Annotated in this window: 21 protein-coding genes and 1 pseudogene; 12 read left to right on the forward strand and 10 right to left on the reverse strand. The window is 65.4% G+C overall.

Going from position 1 to position 18,840, the window contains the following annotated elements; all coding sequences use genetic code 11:
* A pseudogene (locus GL279_RS19305) lies at nt 1–328 on the forward strand (hypothetical protein); the annotation flags it as partial.
* Here the strand turns inward: GL279_RS19305 and ligD are convergent.
* Both ligD and ku read right to left on the reverse strand, forming a co-directional pair.
* Nucleotides 325–2,850 carry a DNA ligase D gene (ligD, locus tag GL279_RS18120; protein ID WP_155066024.1) on the reverse strand — a complete coding sequence of 842 codons (2,526 nt, stop codon included), beginning with the start codon at nt 2,848–2,850 and terminating at the stop codon, nt 325–327. The pseudogene GL279_RS19305 and the gene ligD overlap by 4 nt on opposite strands.
* A gap of 3 nt (nt 2,851–2,853) precedes the next feature.
* Nucleotides 2,854–3,681 (reverse strand): non-homologous end joining protein Ku, encoded by an 828-nt coding sequence (ku, locus tag GL279_RS18125; protein WP_155066025.1) that lies wholly within the window; start codon nt 3,679–3,681, stop codon nt 2,854–2,856.
* A gap of 191 nt (nt 3,682–3,872) precedes the next feature.
* Between ku and GL279_RS18130 the strand changes: the two genes are divergently transcribed.
* On the forward strand, nt 3,873–4,169 hold the full coding sequence (locus GL279_RS18130; RefSeq protein WP_155066026.1) for a PRC-barrel domain-containing protein: 297 nt from the start codon (nt 3,873–3,875) through the stop codon (nt 4,167–4,169).
* Between the two features lie 270 nt (nt 4,170–4,439).
* Nucleotides 4,440–4,622 carry a DUF3008 family protein gene (locus tag GL279_RS18135; protein WP_155066027.1) on the forward strand — a complete coding sequence of 61 codons (183 nt, stop codon included), beginning with the start codon at nt 4,440–4,442 and terminating at the stop codon, nt 4,620–4,622.
* Nucleotides 4,623–5,000: 378 nt separating this feature from the next.
* On the opposite strand, the gene GL279_RS18140 is transcribed toward GL279_RS18135, so the two are convergent.
* From GL279_RS18140 to GL279_RS18150, 3 genes are all read right to left on the reverse strand, one after another.
* A complete protein-coding gene (locus GL279_RS18140; protein ID WP_246175394.1) occupies nt 5,001–5,501 on the reverse strand; it encodes a hypothetical protein in 501 nt (166 codons plus the stop codon).
* Nucleotides 5,502–5,884: 383 nt separating this feature from the next.
* Complete coding sequence (locus GL279_RS18145; RefSeq protein ID WP_155066028.1) at nt 5,885–6,367, reverse strand: NAD(P)H-dependent oxidoreductase; 483 nt, start codon at nt 6,365–6,367, stop codon at nt 5,885–5,887.
* Nucleotides 6,333–7,082, reverse strand: a complete 750-nt coding sequence (locus GL279_RS18150) for an SDR family oxidoreductase (protein ID WP_155066029.1) — start codon at nt 7,080–7,082, stop codon at nt 6,333–6,335. The genes GL279_RS18145 and GL279_RS18150 overlap by 35 nt, the downstream gene beginning before the upstream one ends.
* 126 nt (nt 7,083–7,208) lie before the next feature.
* Between GL279_RS18150 and GL279_RS18155 the strand changes: the two genes are divergently transcribed.
* Complete coding sequence (locus tag GL279_RS18155; RefSeq protein WP_246175396.1) at nt 7,209–8,081, forward strand: AraC family transcriptional regulator; 873 nt, start codon at nt 7,209–7,211, stop codon at nt 8,079–8,081.
* A 61-nt stretch (nt 8,082–8,142) separates the two neighbouring features.
* Here GL279_RS18155 and GL279_RS18160 read toward each other — a convergent pair whose 3' ends face one another.
* Genes GL279_RS18160 through GL279_RS18175 form a run of 4 tightly spaced genes read right to left on the reverse strand, consistent with a single transcriptional unit; the run spans nt 8,143 to nt 11,243 of the window.
* Entirely contained in the window at nt 8,143–8,784 is a 642-nt protein-coding gene (locus GL279_RS18160; RefSeq protein ID WP_155066031.1) for a type 2 periplasmic-binding domain-containing protein, read from the reverse strand.
* Nucleotides 8,781–9,545 carry a 4-hydroxy-2-oxoheptanedioate aldolase gene (gene hpaI, locus GL279_RS18165; RefSeq protein ID WP_343039855.1) on the reverse strand — a complete coding sequence of 255 codons (765 nt, stop codon included), beginning with the start codon at nt 9,543–9,545 and terminating at the stop codon, nt 8,781–8,783. The genes GL279_RS18160 and hpaI overlap by 4 nt, the downstream gene beginning before the upstream one ends.
* 11 nt (nt 9,546–9,556) lie before the next feature.
* Nucleotides 9,557–10,339, reverse strand: coding sequence for a 2-oxo-hept-4-ene-1,7-dioate hydratase (hpaH, locus tag GL279_RS18170; protein WP_155066033.1), 783 nt, complete (start codon nt 10,337–10,339; stop codon nt 9,557–9,559).
* A 10-nt stretch (nt 10,340–10,349) separates the two neighbouring features.
* Nucleotides 10,350–11,243: a dioxygenase family protein gene (locus tag GL279_RS18175; protein ID WP_155066034.1), complete on the reverse strand. Its 894-nt coding sequence runs from the start codon at nt 11,241–11,243 to the stop codon at nt 10,350–10,352.
* Between the two features lie 211 nt (nt 11,244–11,454).
* Here GL279_RS18175 and GL279_RS18180 point away from each other — a divergent pair, with 211 nt between their 5' ends.
* From GL279_RS18180 to GL279_RS18215, 8 genes are all read left to right on the forward strand, one after another.
* Nucleotides 11,455–12,195 (forward strand): GntR family transcriptional regulator, encoded by a 741-nt coding sequence (locus GL279_RS18180; RefSeq protein ID WP_211371361.1) that lies wholly within the window; start codon nt 11,455–11,457, stop codon nt 12,193–12,195.
* An 18-nt stretch (nt 12,196–12,213) separates the two neighbouring features.
* Entirely contained in the window at nt 12,214–13,023 is an 810-nt protein-coding gene (locus tag GL279_RS18185; protein ID WP_155066035.1) for a sugar phosphate isomerase/epimerase family protein, read from the forward strand.
* Between the two features lie 111 nt (nt 13,024–13,134).
* Nucleotides 13,135–13,803 carry an amino acid ABC transporter permease gene (locus tag GL279_RS18190; RefSeq protein ID WP_155066036.1) on the forward strand — a complete coding sequence of 223 codons (669 nt, stop codon included), beginning with the start codon at nt 13,135–13,137 and terminating at the stop codon, nt 13,801–13,803.
* A 14-nt stretch (nt 13,804–13,817) separates the two neighbouring features.
* Nucleotides 13,818–14,468: an amino acid ABC transporter permease gene (locus GL279_RS18195; RefSeq protein ID WP_155066037.1), complete on the forward strand. Its 651-nt coding sequence runs from the start codon at nt 13,818–13,820 to the stop codon at nt 14,466–14,468.
* Between the two features lie 71 nt (nt 14,469–14,539).
* Nucleotides 14,540–15,376 (forward strand): transporter substrate-binding domain-containing protein, encoded by an 837-nt coding sequence (locus GL279_RS18200; protein WP_155066038.1) that lies wholly within the window; start codon nt 14,540–14,542, stop codon nt 15,374–15,376.
* A 60-nt stretch (nt 15,377–15,436) separates the two neighbouring features.
* Complete coding sequence (gene aroQ, locus GL279_RS18205; RefSeq protein WP_155066039.1) at nt 15,437–15,886, forward strand: type II 3-dehydroquinate dehydratase; 450 nt, start codon at nt 15,437–15,439, stop codon at nt 15,884–15,886.
* On the forward strand, nt 15,883–16,914 hold the full coding sequence (locus GL279_RS18210; RefSeq protein WP_155066040.1) for a Gfo/Idh/MocA family protein: 1,032 nt from the start codon (nt 15,883–15,885) through the stop codon (nt 16,912–16,914). Before aroQ ends, GL279_RS18210 begins: the two co-directional genes overlap by 4 nt.
* 19 nt (nt 16,915–16,933) lie before the next feature.
* On the forward strand, nt 16,934–17,677 hold the full coding sequence (locus GL279_RS18215; protein WP_155066041.1) for an amino acid ABC transporter ATP-binding protein: 744 nt from the start codon (nt 16,934–16,936) through the stop codon (nt 17,675–17,677).
* Between the two features lie 423 nt (nt 17,678–18,100).
* Here the strand turns inward: GL279_RS18215 and GL279_RS18220 are convergent.
* Nucleotides 18,101–18,840, reverse strand: a 740-nt coding sequence (locus GL279_RS18220; protein WP_246175397.1) for an L-aspartate oxidase, incomplete at its 5' end; no start/stop codon positions are given.

The following is an 18,840-nucleotide window of genomic DNA, read 5'->3' on the forward strand; positions in this document are numbered from 1 at the left end:
ATCAGCATCCCGTGCTCGGCCTCCGATAATCATCGAAGGCACAATGGACCCAACCCCCGGTCGGTGGGGTCCCTTTTGGACGCCGATCACCCCAGAAGCGGGGTCCTTATTGCAAGCCGTTCAACACACGGCCCGCAGCGGCCCTTGGGATCCGGCCATGGTCACCGATCCGGTGCAGGACAGGCTGCTGGATATCATCGCGGCCAAGGCCAAAGGGCGCAAGCGCACGCCGAAACCGAGACTCGAAAAATCCGCCGCGCCGGGCAATGTCGTCAATATCATGGACGCGCTGCGAAAAAGCATCGCCTCGGAGGGCAAGCGCCGCTAGCGGGGCTTCTTGCGCGCGGGCTCCAACGGCACGGCGGCGGCGCGAAAGCCCTCCCAAGGATCGGCGCCAAGTGTGGCCAGCCGCACCGGCATGTTGCGCAATGTAAACCAGGCCGGGCCGATGATTTCGTCCAGTTCGTCCCAATACAGCGGCGCCGAAACAGCGGCGCCGGGCCGGGCGCGTGTGGAATAGGGCGCGACGGCGGTGGCGCCGCGCTGGTTGCGCAGATAGTCGATCAGGATCTTGCCGCGCCGTTTGGCTTTGCTGATGGTCGCGACATAGCGGTCGGGATCGTCCGCCGCCATGGCGTCGGCCATGGCCTTGGTAAAGGCCTTGACCGCAGGCCATTCCGCCTTGGGCACCAGCGGCGCCACGACATGCAGCCCCTTGCCACCCGAGGTCTTGACGAAAGCGGTCAGGCCCAGATCATGGAACCGCTGGCGCAAGTCGCGCGCGGCTGTAATCACGGCGGACCAGGCCACCCCCTCGCCGGGGTCGAGGTCCATGGTGATCAGATCCGGCCGTTCCCAATCGGCCAGGGTCGAGCCCCAGGGGTGGATCTCCAGCGCGGCGGATTGCACCAGTCCCATCAGCCCATCCAGATCCTCGATGGCGATCAGCGGCTCGTCCTTGGGGTTCTTGGGATCCTGCACCTGAACCACGTGCAGGCTGATGCCTTTCCACGCGTGTTTCTGAAAGAATTTCTCGCCTGCGATGCCGTTTGGACAACGCAACAGGGCCAGCGGACGGCCGGTGATCCAGGGCGCGATATGGCGCCAGACCTCGGCATAGTAGTCGGCCAGCCCCTCCTTGTTGATCCCCTCTTCGGGCCAATAAAGCCGGTCAGGATGGGTCAGTCGCACCCGGCGGCGTTGTGGCGCGGGGGATTTGGCGACGGGCTTGCTGGGTTCGCGCATGATCTCCTCGGGCGGTTTGTCCTCTCGAATGCCCCGGAACGCGGCGTGGCGCAGCTGGCCGTCGGCGGTCCAGGCCCGGAATTCGATCTCGGCAACCAGTTCGGGGCGGACATAGCGTGCCTGTCGCGCCTCGTCGGCGGTCAGGGGCGTGGCGAAGGGGCTTTCGGGGGTGCGCAGCCGCTCTAGCCGCTGGAACAGATCCTCGGCCACGACGGCGGAAAACCCGGTGCCAACCCGACCGACATGTTCCAGCTTGCCGTCGCGATAGACGCCCAGGATCAACGAGCCGATGGCCCTGCGCGACACCGTCGAGGGCGCATAGCCCGCCACCACGAACTCCTGCCGCGCCGAGCATTTCGATTTGACCCAGGCCTTGCCGCGTCCGCTGCGATAGGGTCCGTCGCGCAGCTTCGAGACGATTCCCTCAAGGCTGAGCCGGCAGGCGTGGCGCAGCACCATGGCGCCGCTTTCCTCGAAATGGTCGCTGTAGCGCAGAAGGCTGTCGTCGGCCCCACCCAGCAGCCGCGCCAACAGCGCCTTGCGCTGGACCAAGGCCACGGCGCGCAGGTCATAGCCGTCCAGATGAATCAGGTCGAAGGCGTAAAAGGCAAAGCGATCCGTGCGGCCTGCGCTGAGATCGGCTTGCAGCGCCGAGAAATCCGAAGCGCCGGCATCGGTCTCGACCACCAATTCACCGTCGAGAATGGCCGAGCCAACCGGCAACTCGCGCAGCGCCGCAGTCACCGGCTTGCCAAAGCGCGTGGTCCAGTCCAGCCCGCCGCGCGTCAGCAGCTTGATCCGCCCCGCCTCGATCCGGGCTTGCAGGCGGTAGCCGTCGAATTTGATCTCATGCAGCCAGCGCTCGCCCTGCGGGGCCTTGGCGACCAGCGTGGCCAGCATCGGCGCGACGAAATCCGGCATCGCCGCCTTGCGGGCCCCCTTCACGGCGGATGGATCGGGCAGGTCCGGGGCGGACATGGCCTGCTGGGTCGGGCCGGAGGTTTTGCGAAGGCGCCCGGTCTTCGAGGACCAGCCCGGTGCCTCGCCCGCCACATCCGCGATCCGCCGGCCGGTCTTGACCGATTCCGGGCGTTCATCAAGGAGGTCGGGTGCGTCGTCGGTCCGGGCGAATTCGTCATCGCCCTTGATCAGCAGCCAATTATCGAGCTTTTCGCGGGGCTTGCCGGACATGCGGACCAGATGCCAGCGCCCGCGCAGCTTTTCGCCTTGCAGCGTGAAGTCCAGATGGCCCTTGGCATAGCCCTGATGCGGATCGCCCTCGGGCGTCCAGGTGCCGCGATCCCACAAGATGACGGTGCCGCCGCCATATTCGCCCTTGGGAATGGTCCCTTCGAAATCGCCGTATTCCAGCGGGTGGTCCTCGACATGCACCGCCAGACGCTTTTCGCCGGGCACCAGGCTGGGGCCCTTGGCGACGGCCCAGCTTTTCAGCACCCCGTCCAGTTCCAGCCGAAAGTCATAATGCAGCCGGCTCGCGGCGTGTTTCTGGACGACGAAGGCATGGCCCGCCTTGCGCCTGCGCCCGCCGCGCGGCTCGGGCGTCGCGGCGAAGTCCCGCTTGCGGCGATAGGTTTCCAGCGCCATGGCCTAGCCGCCTTTCCGCTGGCGCGCGACGGCCTTCTTGTGCGCGGGCTTTTTCGTACCACGCCCCGCGCTCTCACGCAGGGCCGTCATCAGATCCACGACATTCCCGCGTTTCGCGGTTTTGCGCTGTGTGATCCTGCGGCCTTCAAGCTTGGCTTTGACCAGATCGGCCAGGGCGGCGTCATAGCGGTCGTCGAAACCCGAGACGTCGAACACGCCCATCTTGGTGGCGATAATATGCTTGGCCAGTTCCAGCATCTCGCCCTTGATCCGGGCGGTCGGAATGTCGCGAAAGACCTCGGTGGCCGGGCGGACCTCGTCGTCGAAATTCAGCGTCGTCGCGATCATGCCGGCGCCATGGGCGCGGATCAGCAGGGTGCGCATACGCCGAAACAGCACCGTCCGCGCCAGCGCCGCCACCTGCTTGCGGCGCATCCCCTCGCGGATCAGGGCAAAGACCTCCTCGGCCATGGGCTCGGCCGGGGTCAGGTAATAGGGCCGGTCGAAATAGACCGGGTCGATGTCCTTGCAGGCGATGAAATCCGAAATCTCCAGCGTCTTGTCGCTTTCGGGCACGGCCGCCGCAATCTCGTCCGGGTCGAGCATCAGGTCGTCGCCCTCGGCGATCTCATAGCCTCTGACCTGATCTGCCTTTTCGACCGGCTTGCCGGTGTCGGCATCGACAAATTCCCGCCGGACCCGGTTGCCGGTGGCGCGGTTCAGGATGTGAAAGGTAACCCGCCCGGAGTTCGAGGCGGCAGCATGCAGCGCGACCGGGCAGCTGACCTCGGCGATCCGCAGCAGGCCTTTCCAGAGCGCGCGTGGGGCCATGGCTCGCCTCCTCGATGAACGGCCTCCGGGTCACAGGGCCAACGTCGCAGCCGGGGCGGAGTTCCTGCAGAGTGGTCCCGGTCAGTGCCTCTGTCTGCGTCCCAGCGGTCGCCACCTCACGGCAGCGTTATGGAACATCGCGGCTGCCGGGCTGTTGCGACCACCTATCCAAAGCAGAGGAGAGACCCGCAATGGACCATGCCACGCATATCCGCCTGCAAGAGCAGGAGCTGAACGAGGTCAACCTGACCGGGGCCACCGTCTATGGTCCGGACAACGAAAGGATCGGCCATGTCGCGCATGTCCACGGCAGCGGTGCCGAGACGCAGGTGGTGATCGACGTCGGCGGCTTTCTGGGCATTGGCTCAAAGCCGGTGGCCGTGCCGGCGCGCGATCTGGATTTCATGCGCGACGACAGCAACAGCGTGCATGCTGTGACGCATTGGACCAAGGATCAGTTGAAGGACATGCCCGAGCACCGGGATTGACCCGTGAGTGACCGACCCGTTCCGCCGGGCCGGTCGCCCCAAACGGATCGATTGTGCCACGGGCGAGGATTCAGTCCGAAAGCCGAAACGACGAGCTCGTCCTGTGGCAAAAGGCGCAGACACAAAGATAGGCAATGCCGAGCCGGTGCTGACAAGCCGATGCCGCGCTCGAACGAACTCAATGCCGGCGGCCGGAACCGCAAGGCGCGGCAGAACGACCGCATCATCAATGGCAGGGGATGACCTTGCCGCTTTCAGGAGGATGACGCCATGCCAGCCAAGTCTAAAGCCCAGCAAAAGGCCGCCGGTGCGGCTCTGGCCGCCAAGCGCGGCGAGACGCCCAAGGGCGATCTGCGGGAGCCGTCAAAGCAGATGTACGATTCGATGACCGAGAAAGAGCTTGAGGAACTTGCCGCCACCAAGCGCAAGGGCAAGCCCGAGCATAAGGGTTGAAAGCCGGCGGGGCATCGGCCCCGCCTTTCAGTCATTCCCGGGTGGATCGCTGGCGGGAAAGGTTTCATCGCCCTGTCCACGATGTCCCTGTGGCGTGGCGGGTCCTTCATCTCGCGCCGCCCGGCTGGGCGGATCTGCTGCGGTCCCGCCGGCAGGGGCCTTGCCTGCTTTCCTTGCTATGATCGGGCGGTGACCCACTCGTCTGGAGGCCGTCAGGCAGGGATTGCTGCTGTTTCGGAAAGGGTTGCTTGGGATAATCGGTTATCTGTCGGGCCCATTGTCGGGATCGCCCGGCTGCTTCTTTCCATGGCCCCGGTGGTTCGGGTCGTCGGTGACGGCCTCCGCGGGATCAATGCGTTGCCGGCGCTGGTCAAGCACCTACGGGGTGGGCGACTTTGACACCCGGCCGATGGCCTGCGCGGCGATCAGCCCTAGCGCAATACCCGTCCCCATGGCCGCCAGCGCCGCCGCGACGCCAATCGGCGATAGCACCAGCTCCCAGCCCGGGCGCAAGCGGGTGGGCATTACCCCGTAATCGACCAAGCCTGCCACCAGCGCGGTCAGCAGCCCCGCGCCCAAGGCCAGCCACAGGTTGCCCCGGGGCGCCATGCGGACCAGCAGTACTGCCACCGCCGCCCAGAAAAAGCATGAGGCAAGATGGATCGCCGCGCCCAGCCCGGTGTGGGTCAGGTCCAGCGCTGTAACGGCGGCGGCGGCGGGCCCGTGCAGCACTCGGGTAGTGGCGTTCAGCGCCAACCACGGCGGCAGGCCGCGCGCGACGCAAAGTGCGCCCAGCATCAGGATAGACAACAGGGCGGCAAAGGCGCCCGCCAGCGGCCAGCCCAAGTTGAACCGCGCCATTCCGTTCGGAGGGGTCATCCGCAGAGCCTCCTGTTCCCTTGGGTCAAGAAACCACCGGCACGTTGGAATGTTCCCGGGAACATCTCGCGGATATCTGTTGTGTCGGGCGCTAGCTTCTGAAGACTCTGCCAAAGATCGCGTGCAGGTGCACAGCCAGGCCGGCTACGCCAAGTGTTCGAGAAACACCGTAGCCAGACCGATCTCATGCCGAGGGGTTACAGCAGGTGGTCGGGGGGGCGGAAAACCCCAGATTTGCGCACCTGGTCCCAAGACGCTGCCTCTCTGCGTCGATATGCAGAGGCTTTTCGCCCCGGGCTTACCCCGGGCGGTGCCCTGGATCGAAAGGATCCTGCCCGCCGCGCCCATACACACCGGATATGCGCCGCGCGCCGCCTCGGCCATTACGCCGCTTGTCCGGCTGCAACCGTTTCCTGAATCCAACCTTCCAGCACCGTAGCGTAGTCAGCGCCAGCCGCTTCCAAGGCTTCCGGCGCGAGCTTGTCCGCCTCGTAGAGGATAAAGGGCTTGGCCCAGGCAAGGCCGCAGCGATGCGCCGTTGCGCGCAACGGTGCCAGCAGATCGATTATCGGAAACATATTGCGGCCCCCCGGGCGATAGGCGTCCGGCACATTGCCGGCGGTGGCCGCAATCATCAGCGGCGTGCCCTTCAGCGCGCGGCCCTCCTGCTCATAGGCGATGTAGAACATGCGGGTCAGCACGCCATCCTGCCAGGACTTCATCAGCGCCGGGGTGGAATACCACTGGATCCTGGCATCGCCGGCGCGCCAAGGATGCCGCGCTTCAGCATGTGGCGGGTATCCTTGGCGAATTGCTGCGCTGAATGTCGGATCAGCGCAACGAGGCTTGCGCCAAGGCCACCGCATCGGCGCCGGCAGGGAAACGCAGTTGCCCGGAGGTGTCGTTGACCGCGCGCCAGACCGCCTCGGCCACGTCGCTCTCGCGCGTTACCAATGCCGGTGCGGCGAAAGCCTCGAAGATCGGGGCGGCAAAGGCGGCATAGGCTGCGGGGATCAGATCCTCGACCCGCATGTCCGTATTCTCGGCAAAACGCGTCGTCGGCGCATAGCCCGGCTCGACCAGCTTGGCGCGGACAGAGAATGCCGACAGTTCATGGGCAAGCGAGCCGGTGAAGCCCTCGATGGCCATCTTGCTTGCCGTATAGGCCGCAGCCAGCGGCATGGGCGTCAGCGTCACGCTGGAGGTGACATTGACGATCACGCCCGCCTGGCGCTGCCGAAACTGCGGGATCACCGCCTGAGTCATCGCCATGGTGCCGAAGGTGTTGGTCTCGAACACCTTGCGGATGTGCGACATGGGCGTTGCCTCGAATGCCCCGACCACGCCGATCCCGGCATTGTTGACAAGGGCGTCGATGGGGCCGGCGGCCGCAAGGCAGGCGGCAATGCTGTCGGCCCGGGTGACATCAAGCGGCAGCACACGCAGCCGGCTGGATTTCGGCAGGATGTCCTCGCGCGGCCTGCGCATAGTGGCGATGACGGTCCAGCCTTGGGCATGGAAATGGCGTGCGGTCTGCAGACCGTAGCCTGACGAGCATCCGGTGATGAGTGCGGTCGTCATAGGCGTGTTCCTTTTTCGTGTTGACGAAAAAGAAATAGCGGCCATCATCAGGACGATCATCAATCAAGCGTCCATATTTATTTTGCGATCGTCCAAATGACTGACCCGCTTACCCAGGTCATCGCATTGCTGAAACCGCGCGCTGTCTTCTCGAAGGGGATCAGCGGCGCGGGACGCTGGGCCGTGCGCTATTCGGCCTATGACCAACCCAGCTTCTGCGCGGTGCTGGAGGGCGGATGCCGCCTTGCTGTCGACGGGGAGCCGCCGGTCATGCTGGAACAGGGGGATTTCGTGCTGCTGCCCGCGACGCCCTCCTTCACCATGTCGGGCGCCGATCCCGCCCCGGCGAAGCATATCGACCCGAAGATGTTGCCCACGCCGATGGAAGAGATCCGGCACGGCCGCCCCGATGGCCCGCCCGATGTCCGCCTGCTTGGCGGCTCTTTCGCCTTCGGCTCGCCCGACGCGGCGCTGCTGATGTCGCTGCTGCCGGCGATGATCCATATCCGCGGTGTCGAGCGGCTGACGACGCTGGTCCGACTCGTCGGCGAAGAGGCGGGTGCGGACAATGTCGGCCGCGATCTTGTGCTGCACCGCCTTGTCGAGGTCTTGCTGGTCGAGGCGCTGCGGGCAGCGCAAGGAAAGGATGCGCCCCCGGGGCTGCTGCGCGGACTGTCGGACATGCGTATCGCAAAAGCGCTGCGTGACATGCATGACGAGCCGCAACGGAGCTGGACGGTCGCCGAACTTGCCCGGACCGTGGCGATGTCGCGATCAGCCTTTTTCGACCGGTTCACGCGCACGGTCGGACTTCGTCCAATGGAATATCTTCTGGCCTGGCGAATGGCCGTGGCCAAGGATCTTCTTCGTTCTCCGGGAATTGCGCTGGAAGCGGTCGCCGAGCGCGTCGGCTATGGTTCCGCCAGCACCTTCAGCACGGCGTTCAGCCGCCATGTCGGACAACCGCCGGGCAGATATGCACGCATGGCGTTGAAATGACTTGCCCGGCGACGGTGTGTCCCCGGTTCAGGCTGGCCCTATCCTCTAGCGAAAGGTGCTTTCAAGGGCTGAGGATCTTGTCAAAGAACACGGCCGCCTCCGTATGCTCGGTCGGCAGGGCCAGCGCCTGCGAAACCGTCAGGAAATCATCAGGCATGAGACGCGTCCCGGGATGCTGCGCAAGACTGTCCTGCAAGGTCGTCCGGATCCCGGCTACGAAATCGCATTGGCCTGACAGCATCGCCTCGCGCGCTGCCGCCGGGGTGTCGAAAGACACCACCTCGGCATGGACAAGGCCGGCCAGCAGATGGTTTCCGTAAGCCGCACCGCGCGCAGTGGCGATGCGGATGCCGGGTCGGTCGGCCTCGGCGCAGGTGCCGGGCAGGCCATCGCTGCGGCCGGCCAGCGTCGCGCTGACCCGCGTCACCTCATGGATATAGCGCAGCTGCGTGCGTGCCGGATCGACGGCCAGCACGGCCATGTCCCACGCCTCGGGATCCGCAAGGATCGCGCCGCCCGAGGCGAAGGGGACGATCCGCACTGCCAGCCCCAGCAGACCCGCCAGCCGTGTCGCCAGATCGGCGACCGGGCCTGCGTATTGGCCCGGAGCGGTCTCGCGCACGATGCTGGCATTGGCCATGTTGGCGGCCAGCCGGACGTGCCCAAGCGGCGCGATCTGCTGCAGGACCAGCGGCGGGATCACGCCCGGAACCGCTGCAGCAGCGCCTCGCTTTGGCGGGCAAGGATGCCCGCATCGATGCCGACGGCGGTGAAGGTGGTGCCCAGTTCGACGCAGCGCGCGGCGAAGGCAGTATCGGGGGTCAGGATGCCTGCGGGCTTGCCGGCGGCGATGATGCGGGTGATGGCATCCTCGACCTCCGCGACCACCTCGGGGTGGCCGGGCTTGCCGACATGGCCAAGGCTGGCCGCCAGATCGGCGGGACCGACAAAGATGCCGTCGACGCCCTCGACCGCCGCGATCTCTTCGATCCGGTCCAGCGCCTCGCGGGTTTCGATCTGCACCAGCAGGCACAGCTGGGCCTCGGCATGTTCGGCATAGCCCGCGATCCGGCCAAAGCCCGTCGCCCGCGTCAGGCCCGAGACGCCGCGGATCCCGCCCGGCGGATAGCGGGTCGCGGCGACGGCGGCGCGCGCCTCCTCGGCGGTATTGACCATCGGGATCAGCAGGCTTTGCGCGCCCAGATCCAGGAACCGCTTGATCAGCACCGGATCATTGGCTGCGGGCCGCACCACGGCCGAGACCGGATAGGGCGCGACCGCCTGCAACTGCGCCAGCACCGTCAGCGGATCGCCGGGGCTGTGTTCGGTATCAAACAGCAGCCAGTCATAGCCCGAACCCGCGACGCATTCGGCGACATAGCTGCCGGGCAGGCTGCACCATAGCCCGATCTGGCTGTGCCCCGCCGTGATCGCCTGTTTGAAACGGTTGACCGAAAGTTCCACGCGCGGCCCCTTCAGATGAAGCTGACGCCGATGGCGCCCAGATCGCCATAATCGGCCTGAATGACATCGCCCTGCTTGATGTCCAGCGGCCGCGTGAACGACCCACCCAGCACGATGTCGCCCTTTTTCAGCCCGGCGCCCACGGCAGACAGCTTGTTGACCAGCCAGGCGACGCCCGCCGCCGGATGGCCCATGATGGCGGCGGCAAGGCCGGTATCCTCGATGATGCCGTTCTGCGACAGGATGGCGCCGACGCGGCGCAGATCCACATCCATCGGCCGCACCGGGCGCCCGCCCAGAACGATGGCGCCGAAGGCCGCGTTGTCGGCGATGGTGTCGGTGATGGCGCGCGGCACCTCGGTGCGATAATCGATGATTTCCAGCGCGGGGACCACATATTCGGTGGCGCGCAGCACGTCATGAACGCGCGTGCCCTGACCGGACAGATCCTCGCCCATGACAAAGGCCAGCTCGACCTCGATCCGGGGCTTGATGAAGGTCGTCACCGGGATCTGCGCGCCGTCGTTGAACAGCGCGTCATCCAGAATGCGGCCATAATCCGGCTCGGTCATCTTGGAGGCCAGCTGCATCGCGCGCGAGGTCAGGCCGATCTTGTGGCCGACCACCTTGGCACCGGCGGCGATGCGGGCCTCGGCCCACAGATCCTGAATGCGATAGGCATCCTCAAGTTCCATCCCCGGCCATTGCTTCGAGGGTTGCACCATGGGCACGCGCGATTTCTCGGCGGCAAGGATGGCATCGGCCGCGGCGCGGCGTTCGTCTTCGGTCAGCATCTGGACAGCCTTACTTGATCGGCGCGCGGGGCAGCTTGGCCTCGCCCGGTTCCATGACATAGGTGTAGTCGAGCGAATACCACGGCGCACCCAGTTCAGGATAGTCGGGGTTCGGCGCGTCATGCTTGACGAAATCGCCGGTCAGCGCCTGCGTCACGCCGAATTGCACATCGCTGTCGATCCATGGGCAGGAGGGGTCGAATACCTGCGAGATCAGCGTCTTGTAACCTTCGCGGAAGATCAGCGCATGCAGATGCGCCGGGCGGTAAGGGTGACGCCCCTGCGATTCCAGCAGCCGCCCGACCACGCCATCGACCGGGATCGGATAGCCGACCATCTTGACGGTGGTGAACCAGAACCGCCCGTCGGCATCGGTGGTGAACTTGCCGCGCAGGTTCATTTCGGCCTGATCGGGATCCTGATTTTCATAAAGCCCGATGGGCGAGGCGTGCCAGACATCGACCTCGGCCCCGGCAATGGGCTGGCCCTCGGCATCGACGACGCGGCCATGCACCACCAAGGGCGTGCCGGGCGTGTCCGAGCGGATGATGGTGCCGCCGTTTTCCACGCGCGGGCTGTTCAGCCGCCAGAACGGCCCCAGCAGCGATTGCGAGGTTTCGGTCTGGCCACCCTCGCCATTGTTTTGCAGGCAAACCAGCGTCGAAACCCCCAGCGAGCCCGACATCAGCACGAATTCATTATGGCTGTCCGAGGCCAGCGCGCCGATTTCGTTGAGGATGGCGGTGGCGGCGCGGAACTCATCCTCGCTCAGCCGGGTGTCGCGGACAAAGCCGTGCAGATGCGTGATCAGCGACACCATGATTTCGCGCATGCGCGGGTCGGTGGTCTGCTCCATCACCTTCATGACGGCGGGGGTGACATCCGCTTCGGTCCGAATGGCCATGATTCTCCTCCTTCGACGTGAACGATTGTTAGATGAATAATCGATGATAAGTCAACGCATCTGGTTTCGAACGCCGTTCAGACCGAGATTCCAACTTAAAATTTAAGAAACTTGCGGAGAATGCCGCGGATGCGCACATTTTCACAACGCGCCTTGACATAGATCATCGTTTATTCAAAAAAATGTCGATGACGGTCTTTTTGGGGAATCCATGCCGCAAGAACCTCGCCTGACGATGATCGAGCGCCCCGGGGCGCCGTCGCAGGCATCTGCGGGTGCGGCGGATGAGGGCAAGAACACCATCTCCAGCCAGATCCTTGCCCGGCTGCGCGAAGCCATCGTCTCGGGCCAGATGGCGGCAGGATCCAAGATCAACCTCGATCAAGTCAAGACGCAATTGCAGGTCAGCCTTAGCCCGCTGCGCGAGGCTTTGGCGCGGCTGACCGCCGATGGGTTGGTCCTGTTCGAGGACAATCGCGGCTATCGCGTGGCGCCGGTGTCGCTGGCCGATTTCACCGAGATCGCCCGCCTGCGCGACCAGTTCGAAACCTATGCCCTGCGCGAGGCCATGATCCATGGCGATCTGGCTTGGGAAAGCGATGTGATCCGCGCGCTGCATGTCGTGAACCGCACCGAGCGTGACGCCAGCCGCCCCGAAACGCTGGAGGCGTGGGAGGCGGTGCATCGCGATTTTCACCTGACGCTGATTTCCGGCTGCGGCATGCCGGTGCTGCTGCGCTTTTGCTCGATGCTGCTTAATCTGCATGACCGCTATCGGCGGACGTTTCTGCGCCGCACCTCGGGCGACCGCAATGTGATGCTGGAACACAGCGAAATCGCACAGGCCGCCGTGGCGCGTGATGCCGATTTTGCCTGCGAAAAGCTGCGCGAGCATCTGTCGCGCACGGCGTCGAACCTGCAACGCTATCTGGCCGAGCAGGGGATCCACTAGATGCAGGACGAAACACAGATGAAACCGAAAACCCGCCCGATCGGGCTGGCACATTTTTCGGCCATCGGCTTGACGCCGGTCGAACTGGTTTCGGCGGCGGCGGTGGCGGGCTTCGACGCGGTCGGACTGCGGCTGTTTCCGGCCTTTCCCGGCGCGCCTTTCTATGAGGTGCGGCAGGGCAGCGACACTGCCCGCGCCCTGCGGCAGGGGCTGGATCAGACCGGCCTCAAGGTCTTTGACATCGAATTCGTGGTGCTGGACGCCGAGTTCCAGCCCCGCGCGGTCCTGCCGGTGCTGGAGGATGCTGCGGCAATGGGCGCCGAGCGGCTGAGCGTTTGCGGCCAGGACAGCGACCGCGCCCGACTGACCGACAATTTCGCCGCGCTTTGCGCCGTCGCGGCCGAGGTCGGCATGGCGGTCGATCTGGAAAACATGGGCTGGCGCCCGGTGCGGGGCCTTGCCGACAGCCTTGCGGTGGTGCAGGCGTCCGGCGCGGCGAATGCGGGTGTGCTGGTCGATGCGCTGCATTGTTTCAGGAATGGCGGTGACGTGGCGCAGATCGCGGCGCTGCCGCCGGGCATGCTGCGCCACGCCCAGCTTTGCGACGTGCGCGGCCCGGCGCCCACAACGGATGAGACCCGAATTCGCGAAGCGCGCGAGGGTCGCTTTGCCCCCGGCGCGGGCGAGCTGCCGCTTACCGGGATGGTCGCGGCCCTGCCGCCCGAGACGCGGATCTCGGTCGAGGTGCCGCTGGCCGCAGGGCAGGATCCGGCGGCACATCTCGCCAGCCTGCGACAGGGCGTCCGCGAGGTCATGGCGCAGGTCTGACACAGCACGAACCGGCGCGGTCCTGGGAGGGGCCACCGCCGAATAGAACCAGCGCCCCGACAAACAAGGGGCCGGTCACGTCGCCGGACTAAGGGCGACAAAGGGAGGGGAATGATGAACACGCTTGATTTCAGCGTGATCCTTGAACGCTGGCCCGAGCTTTTGCAGGGCACCATCGCCACGCTGGGCCTTGCCCTGGCGGGCATGGCGCTGGCCATGGTGATCGGCGTGCTGGGCGTGGCGATCCGCCGCTCGGGCAATCGTCTGGGCGCGGCCATCGTCGTGGGCTTTGTCGAGATCATCCGCAACACTCCGTTTCTGGTGCAGATCTTCTTCATCTTTTTCGCGCTGCCCTTGGCGGGCGTGCGGCTGAACCCGACCACCACATCGATCATCGCGCTGGGTCTGAACGGCGGCGCCTATGCCATCGAGATCATCCGCGGCGGCGTCGAAAGCATCCCGCGCGGCCAGACCGAGGCCGGCATGGCCCTTGGCCTGCATCAGGGCGAGATCTTTCGCATCATCATCCTGCGGCCTGCATTGCGCGCGATCTATCCGTCGCTGTGCAGCCAGTTCATCCTGTTGACGCTGACCACCTCGATCTGCACCTCGATCTCGGCCTTTGAGCTGACGCAGGTTGCGCAGCGCATCGATGGCGACACCTTCCGCAGCTTCGAGGTCTATTTCACCGTCACGGCGATCTATCTGGTGCTGTCGTGGATGATCATGGGCCTGCTTGCGTTCATCGGCAGCCGTGCCTTCAGCTATCCCACGCGCTGAAAGGGGGAACCGTCATGCCACATCTGGGGATCAACGAGATCACGTTTCTGGCGCAGGGGCTGAAATGGACCCTGTTCCTGACCGCCATCGGCTTTTGCGGGGGCATCGTTTTCGGCCTTCTGGTGGCCTTGGGCCGGGTGGCCCAGAACCGCGCGCTGCGCATGGCCGCCGCAGGCTGGATCGCCGTCTTTCAGGGCACGCCGCTGCTGATGCAGCTGTTCGTGGTGTTCTTTGGCCTGCCGCTTCTGGGGGTGAATGTCAGCGCGTGGCTGGCCGTGGCCATCGCGCTGACGGCACATGCCAGCGCCTTTCTGGGCGAAATCTGGCGCGGGGCCATTCAGGCCATTCCGAAGGGCCAGTCCGAGGCCTCGCATGCGCTGGGGCTGCATTACCGTTCGCGCATGTTCGACATCATCCTGCCGCAGGCGCTGAAGATCTCGTTGCCGGCAACGGTGGGCTTTCTGGTGCAGCTTTTGAAGGGCACGTCGCTTGCGGCCATCGTCGGCTTCATCGAACTGACGCGGGCCGGGCAGATCGTGTCGAACCAGACCTATCAGCCGCTTTTCGTCTTCGGTCTGGTGGGCGTGCTTTATTTCATGATGTGCTGGCCGCTGTCCTATTGGGGCCGCCGCATGGAGACGCGGCTGTCGCAAGACCCGCGCTGATCCGATCATCCGCTGCGGCGCAACGAGGATCCGCGCCGCAGCGGCAATAACGACCAACTGAGGAGGAACACATGCTTGGTCATCTGAAATCCGGAATTTCCCGTCGCATGGCGCTGGCCGGGGGCATCGCGCTGGCCGCGCTGATTGCGCAGGACGCGCAGGCCCGCTCGGTCGAGGACACCAAGGCCTCGGGCACGATCCGCATTGGCATTCAGGGCGACAACTGCCCGTGGGGCTGTATCAATTCGTCCGGGGCCGCCGATGGCTACGATTCCGACATGGGCAAGGCTTTCGCGAACTATCTGGGCGTCAAGGCCGAGTTCGTGCCGCTGGCCGTGGCCAACCGCATCCCGGCCCTGACCACCGACAAGGTCGATGTGCTGTTCGCCACCATGGGCATGACCGCTGAACGCGCCAAGTCGATCCAGTATTCGCAACCCTATGCCGCCAACCAGATGTCGGTGGTGGGCCCGGTCGATATGGACCTGTCGGCGCCGGAAAAGCTGGCGGGCCATGTCTTTGGTGTGCCGCGCGCCGCTTCGCAGGACACCGCGCTGACCGCGGTCGCGCCCTCGGGGACCGAGATCCGCCGCTTTGACGATGATGCCGCGACGATTCAGGCGCTGTTGTCGGGGCAGGTCGAGGCCGTGGGCGGCAACCAGTTCTACATCAACCGGATCGAAACCGCCGCACCGGGCAAATACAAGGTGCAGCTGCCGCTGGTCGAACATTACAACGGCGTCGGCACCCGGCTGGGCGAACAGGACTGGAACCAGACGGTGAACGCCTTTCTCGACGAGTTCATGAAATCGCCGGAATACAAGGCCATCTACAACAAGTGGATGAACATGGACCCGCCGAAATACCCGGCGACCATGGAAGGCATTTCCTATTCCGTCCAGAAATGACGCATGCGGGCGGGGCACGCGGTTCGTCCCGCCCGGACACGATTACGAAGGAAACCTGCGATGACGAATACAGTCTATATCCTGAACGGCCCCAACCTGAACCTGCTGGGCAAGCGCCAGCCGCATATCTATGGCCATGTCACCTTGGCCGATGTCGAGGCCGAGTGCACCGCACTTGCCGCCGAGCTGGGCGTTGGGGTGCGCTTCCTGCAGTCGAATTACGAAGGCCAGATCATCGATTGGGTGCATGAGGCGCGCGAGGACGGCGCGGGCATCGTCATCAACCCCGCCGCCTTCACCCATACCTCGGTCGCGATCCTGGACGCGCTGAATACTTTCGAAGGCCCGGTGATCGAGGTGCATATCTCGAACGTGCACAAGCGCGAAAGCTTCCGCCACCATTCCTATGTCTCGCTGCGCGCCGATGGCGTCATCGCCGGCTGCGGCACCGAAGGCTACAGTCTTGGCCTGCGCCGTGTGGCCAGCCTTTTGAACGGCGCGGCGAAATGAGCCGACCTGTCCGTCTGGCCGTCATGGGCGCGGGCCTGATCGGCAAGCGCCACGCCATGCATGTGCGCGCCTCGACCGATGCCGAACTGGCCTGCGTCATCGACCCGACAGCGGCGGGCGAGGCGGTGGCGCGCGAGTACGGCACCGTCTGGGCCAGGGATCTGGATGAGGCCCTGCCCTTGGGTCTGGACGGCGTCATCGTCGCGACGCCGAACCAGATCCACATGCAGAACGGGCTGGATTGCATCGCCGCCGGCCTGCCCGCACTGGTCGAAAAACCGCTGTGCGACAATGTGGCCGATGCCGAGCGTCTGGTCGCGGCCGCCGACGCGGCCGGGGTCGCGCTGCTGACCGGGCACCACCGCCGCCACAACCTGCTGATGCAGAAGGCCAAGGACATCATCGCCTCGGGGGCCATCGGCACGCCGGTCGTCGCCAATGCGATGTTCTGGCTTTACAAGCCCGACGATTATTTCGATGTCGCATGGCGGCGCGAAAAGGGCGCGGGTCCGGTGTTTCTGAACCTGATCCATGACGTCGACAACCTGCGCTATTTGCTGGGCGAAGTGTCGGCCGTGACCGCGCGGGAATCGAACGCCGTGCGCGGCAATGCGGTCGAGGAAACCTCGGTCATCCTTCTGGAGTTCGCCAGCGGCGCCTTGGCCACGGCCTCGGTCTGCGACACCACCGTCGCCCCCTGGAGCTGGGAGATGACGACCGGCGAAAACCCGGCCTATCCCCGCGCCGACGAACATTGCTATCTGATCGGCGGCACGCATGGCTCGCTGGCGCTGCCGGAGCTGGATCTGCGCACGGCGCAAGGCCCGCGCAGCTGGTATTCTCCTTTTGATCTGGCGCGTCCCGGCATCCCGGGCGAGGACCCTCTGGCCCGGCAGGTCAGCCAGTTCGCCCGCGTCATCCGGGGCGAGGAAGCGCCCTTGGTCTCGGGAAGGGACGGGCTGGAAACCCTGCGCGTGATCGAGGCCGTCAAGCGTTCCGCCGCCGGTGGCGGCCGCATCACCCTGTAGCGCCCTGAAAGGACCGAAGATGGACGATATCCTGATCCGCATGGAGCATGTCGAAAAGTGGTATGGCGGCTTTCACGCGCTGAAAGACGTGAACCTGACCGTGCGGCGCGGCGAAAAGATCGTGCTTTGCGGCCCGTCCGGGTCGGGGAAATCGACGCTGATCCGCTGCATCAATCACCTTGAAACCATCAAATCGGGCCGCATCACCGTGGACGGCACCGCGCTGACCGACAGCCCGCAGGCCGTCGACATGGTCCGGCGCGAGGTCGGCATGTGCTTTCAGCAGTTCAATCTGTTCCCGCACAAGACCGTGTTGGAAAACTGCATGCTGGCGCCGATGCGAGTGCGCAAGCTGACGCGCGAGGCGGCCGAGGCCACGGCGCGCAAATATCTGGACCGGGTTCGGATCGGCAATCAGGCCGACAAATACCCGGCCCAGCTTTCGGGCGGTCAGCAGCAGCGGGTCGCCATCGCACGCGCGCTCTGCATGGAGCCAAAGGCCATGCTCTTTGACGAGCCCACTTCGGCGCTGGACCCGGAAATGGTCAAGGAGGTGCTGGATACCATGATCGGGCTGGCGCATGATGGCATGACCATGATCTGCGTCACGCATGAGATGGGATTTGCCCGGCAGGTCGCCGACCGGGTGATCTTCATGGCCGAGGGCGAGATCATCGAAGAGGGCGAACCCAACGCGTTCTTTCGCAATCCCCGCCACGAACGCACGCGCGCCTTTCTGGGCGAGATTCTGGCGCATCACTGAAGGGGCGACCTGCGCGCCTCGCGGTCGCTGCGGTTGGGTCTGCTTGGCGCGGTCAATATCGGCCGCGCGTTTACGTCGGGGATGGCGGTCTCGCAGCGGGTGAGGGTTATGGACGTCGCCAGCCGGAGCGCGGACAAGGCTGCGGCCTATGCGTCGATGGCGGCATGGAAATATTCATCTGAGCAGGTGAAATATGGCTGCGGTCGGTGACCCGGACCCAGCCCCTCCGCAGCATCCTCGCCCTGCCTCTCCGATCACCGGTGGGGCAGGGCCTTAGCCTAGCGGATCATCTCGGACAAGCGCAGGTCCAGCGCGTCGGAGATCTTGTGCATGGTCACGTTTCTCGGGAAGCAGCTTGGCCTTCACCCTCACCTCCTCGCCTGACGGGTCGATATGGTCAGGCGGTCCGCTTTGATGATCCCCTCAGGCCGCGACGTCCTCACGGAATGGCACGATGTCGTGACGCTCCGGCTGTGCGGCCATGCCATTCCAGACGATGCGCTGGCGCCATTGCGGCAGATCACTTGCGGGCAGATCCTGCCGGACATGGACGCCGCGCGTTTCGGCGCGCAGCAGCGCGGCCTCGGCGCCGCGCCGCGCCATCAGGGCCATTGACAGCAGTTCGCGCTGGCGCAGGATCTGGCGTGCATCGGGCAGCACCGCAGCAGCTTCCAGCGCGGCGTCGATCCCGGCTACCACCGCCAGCGTTCGCGCAAGTCCTGCCGCGTCGCGGAAACCGTTCCGCGACAGGGGCAGCATTTCGGCCTGCAGGCTGGCCAGTAATGCAGCCGGCGCGAATTCGGCCTTGCCGGCGCGCCGTTGCCACAGGGCGTTGGCGCGCAACCCGACGCCATCGCTGCGCGCATGGGCTGCGGCCGCAGCCCCGGCCCAGCGGCCCGAGGACAGGGCCCATGAGGCATTGACCGATCCCGCACCCGACGAGGCACCGACCAGCATCTCGCGCGAGGCGGCATCGCCCGCGACCCACAGGCCCCGCACCCCGGTGCCGCAGCTCTCATCCGTGACCAGCACGCCGCCCGAGCCGCGCACCGAGCCCTCGAACATCGGCTCGACCTCGAATTTCTGGGCAAAGGGATCGATGCCCATGCGGTCGAACTGCGTAAACAGGTTTGGTTGCCCGGCCCGCAGCAAAGGCCGGCGCT

It is taken from the genome of Paracoccus limosus (assembly GCF_009711185.1).
GTDB lineage: Bacteria > Pseudomonadota > Alphaproteobacteria > Rhodobacterales > Rhodobacteraceae > Paracoccus > Paracoccus limosus.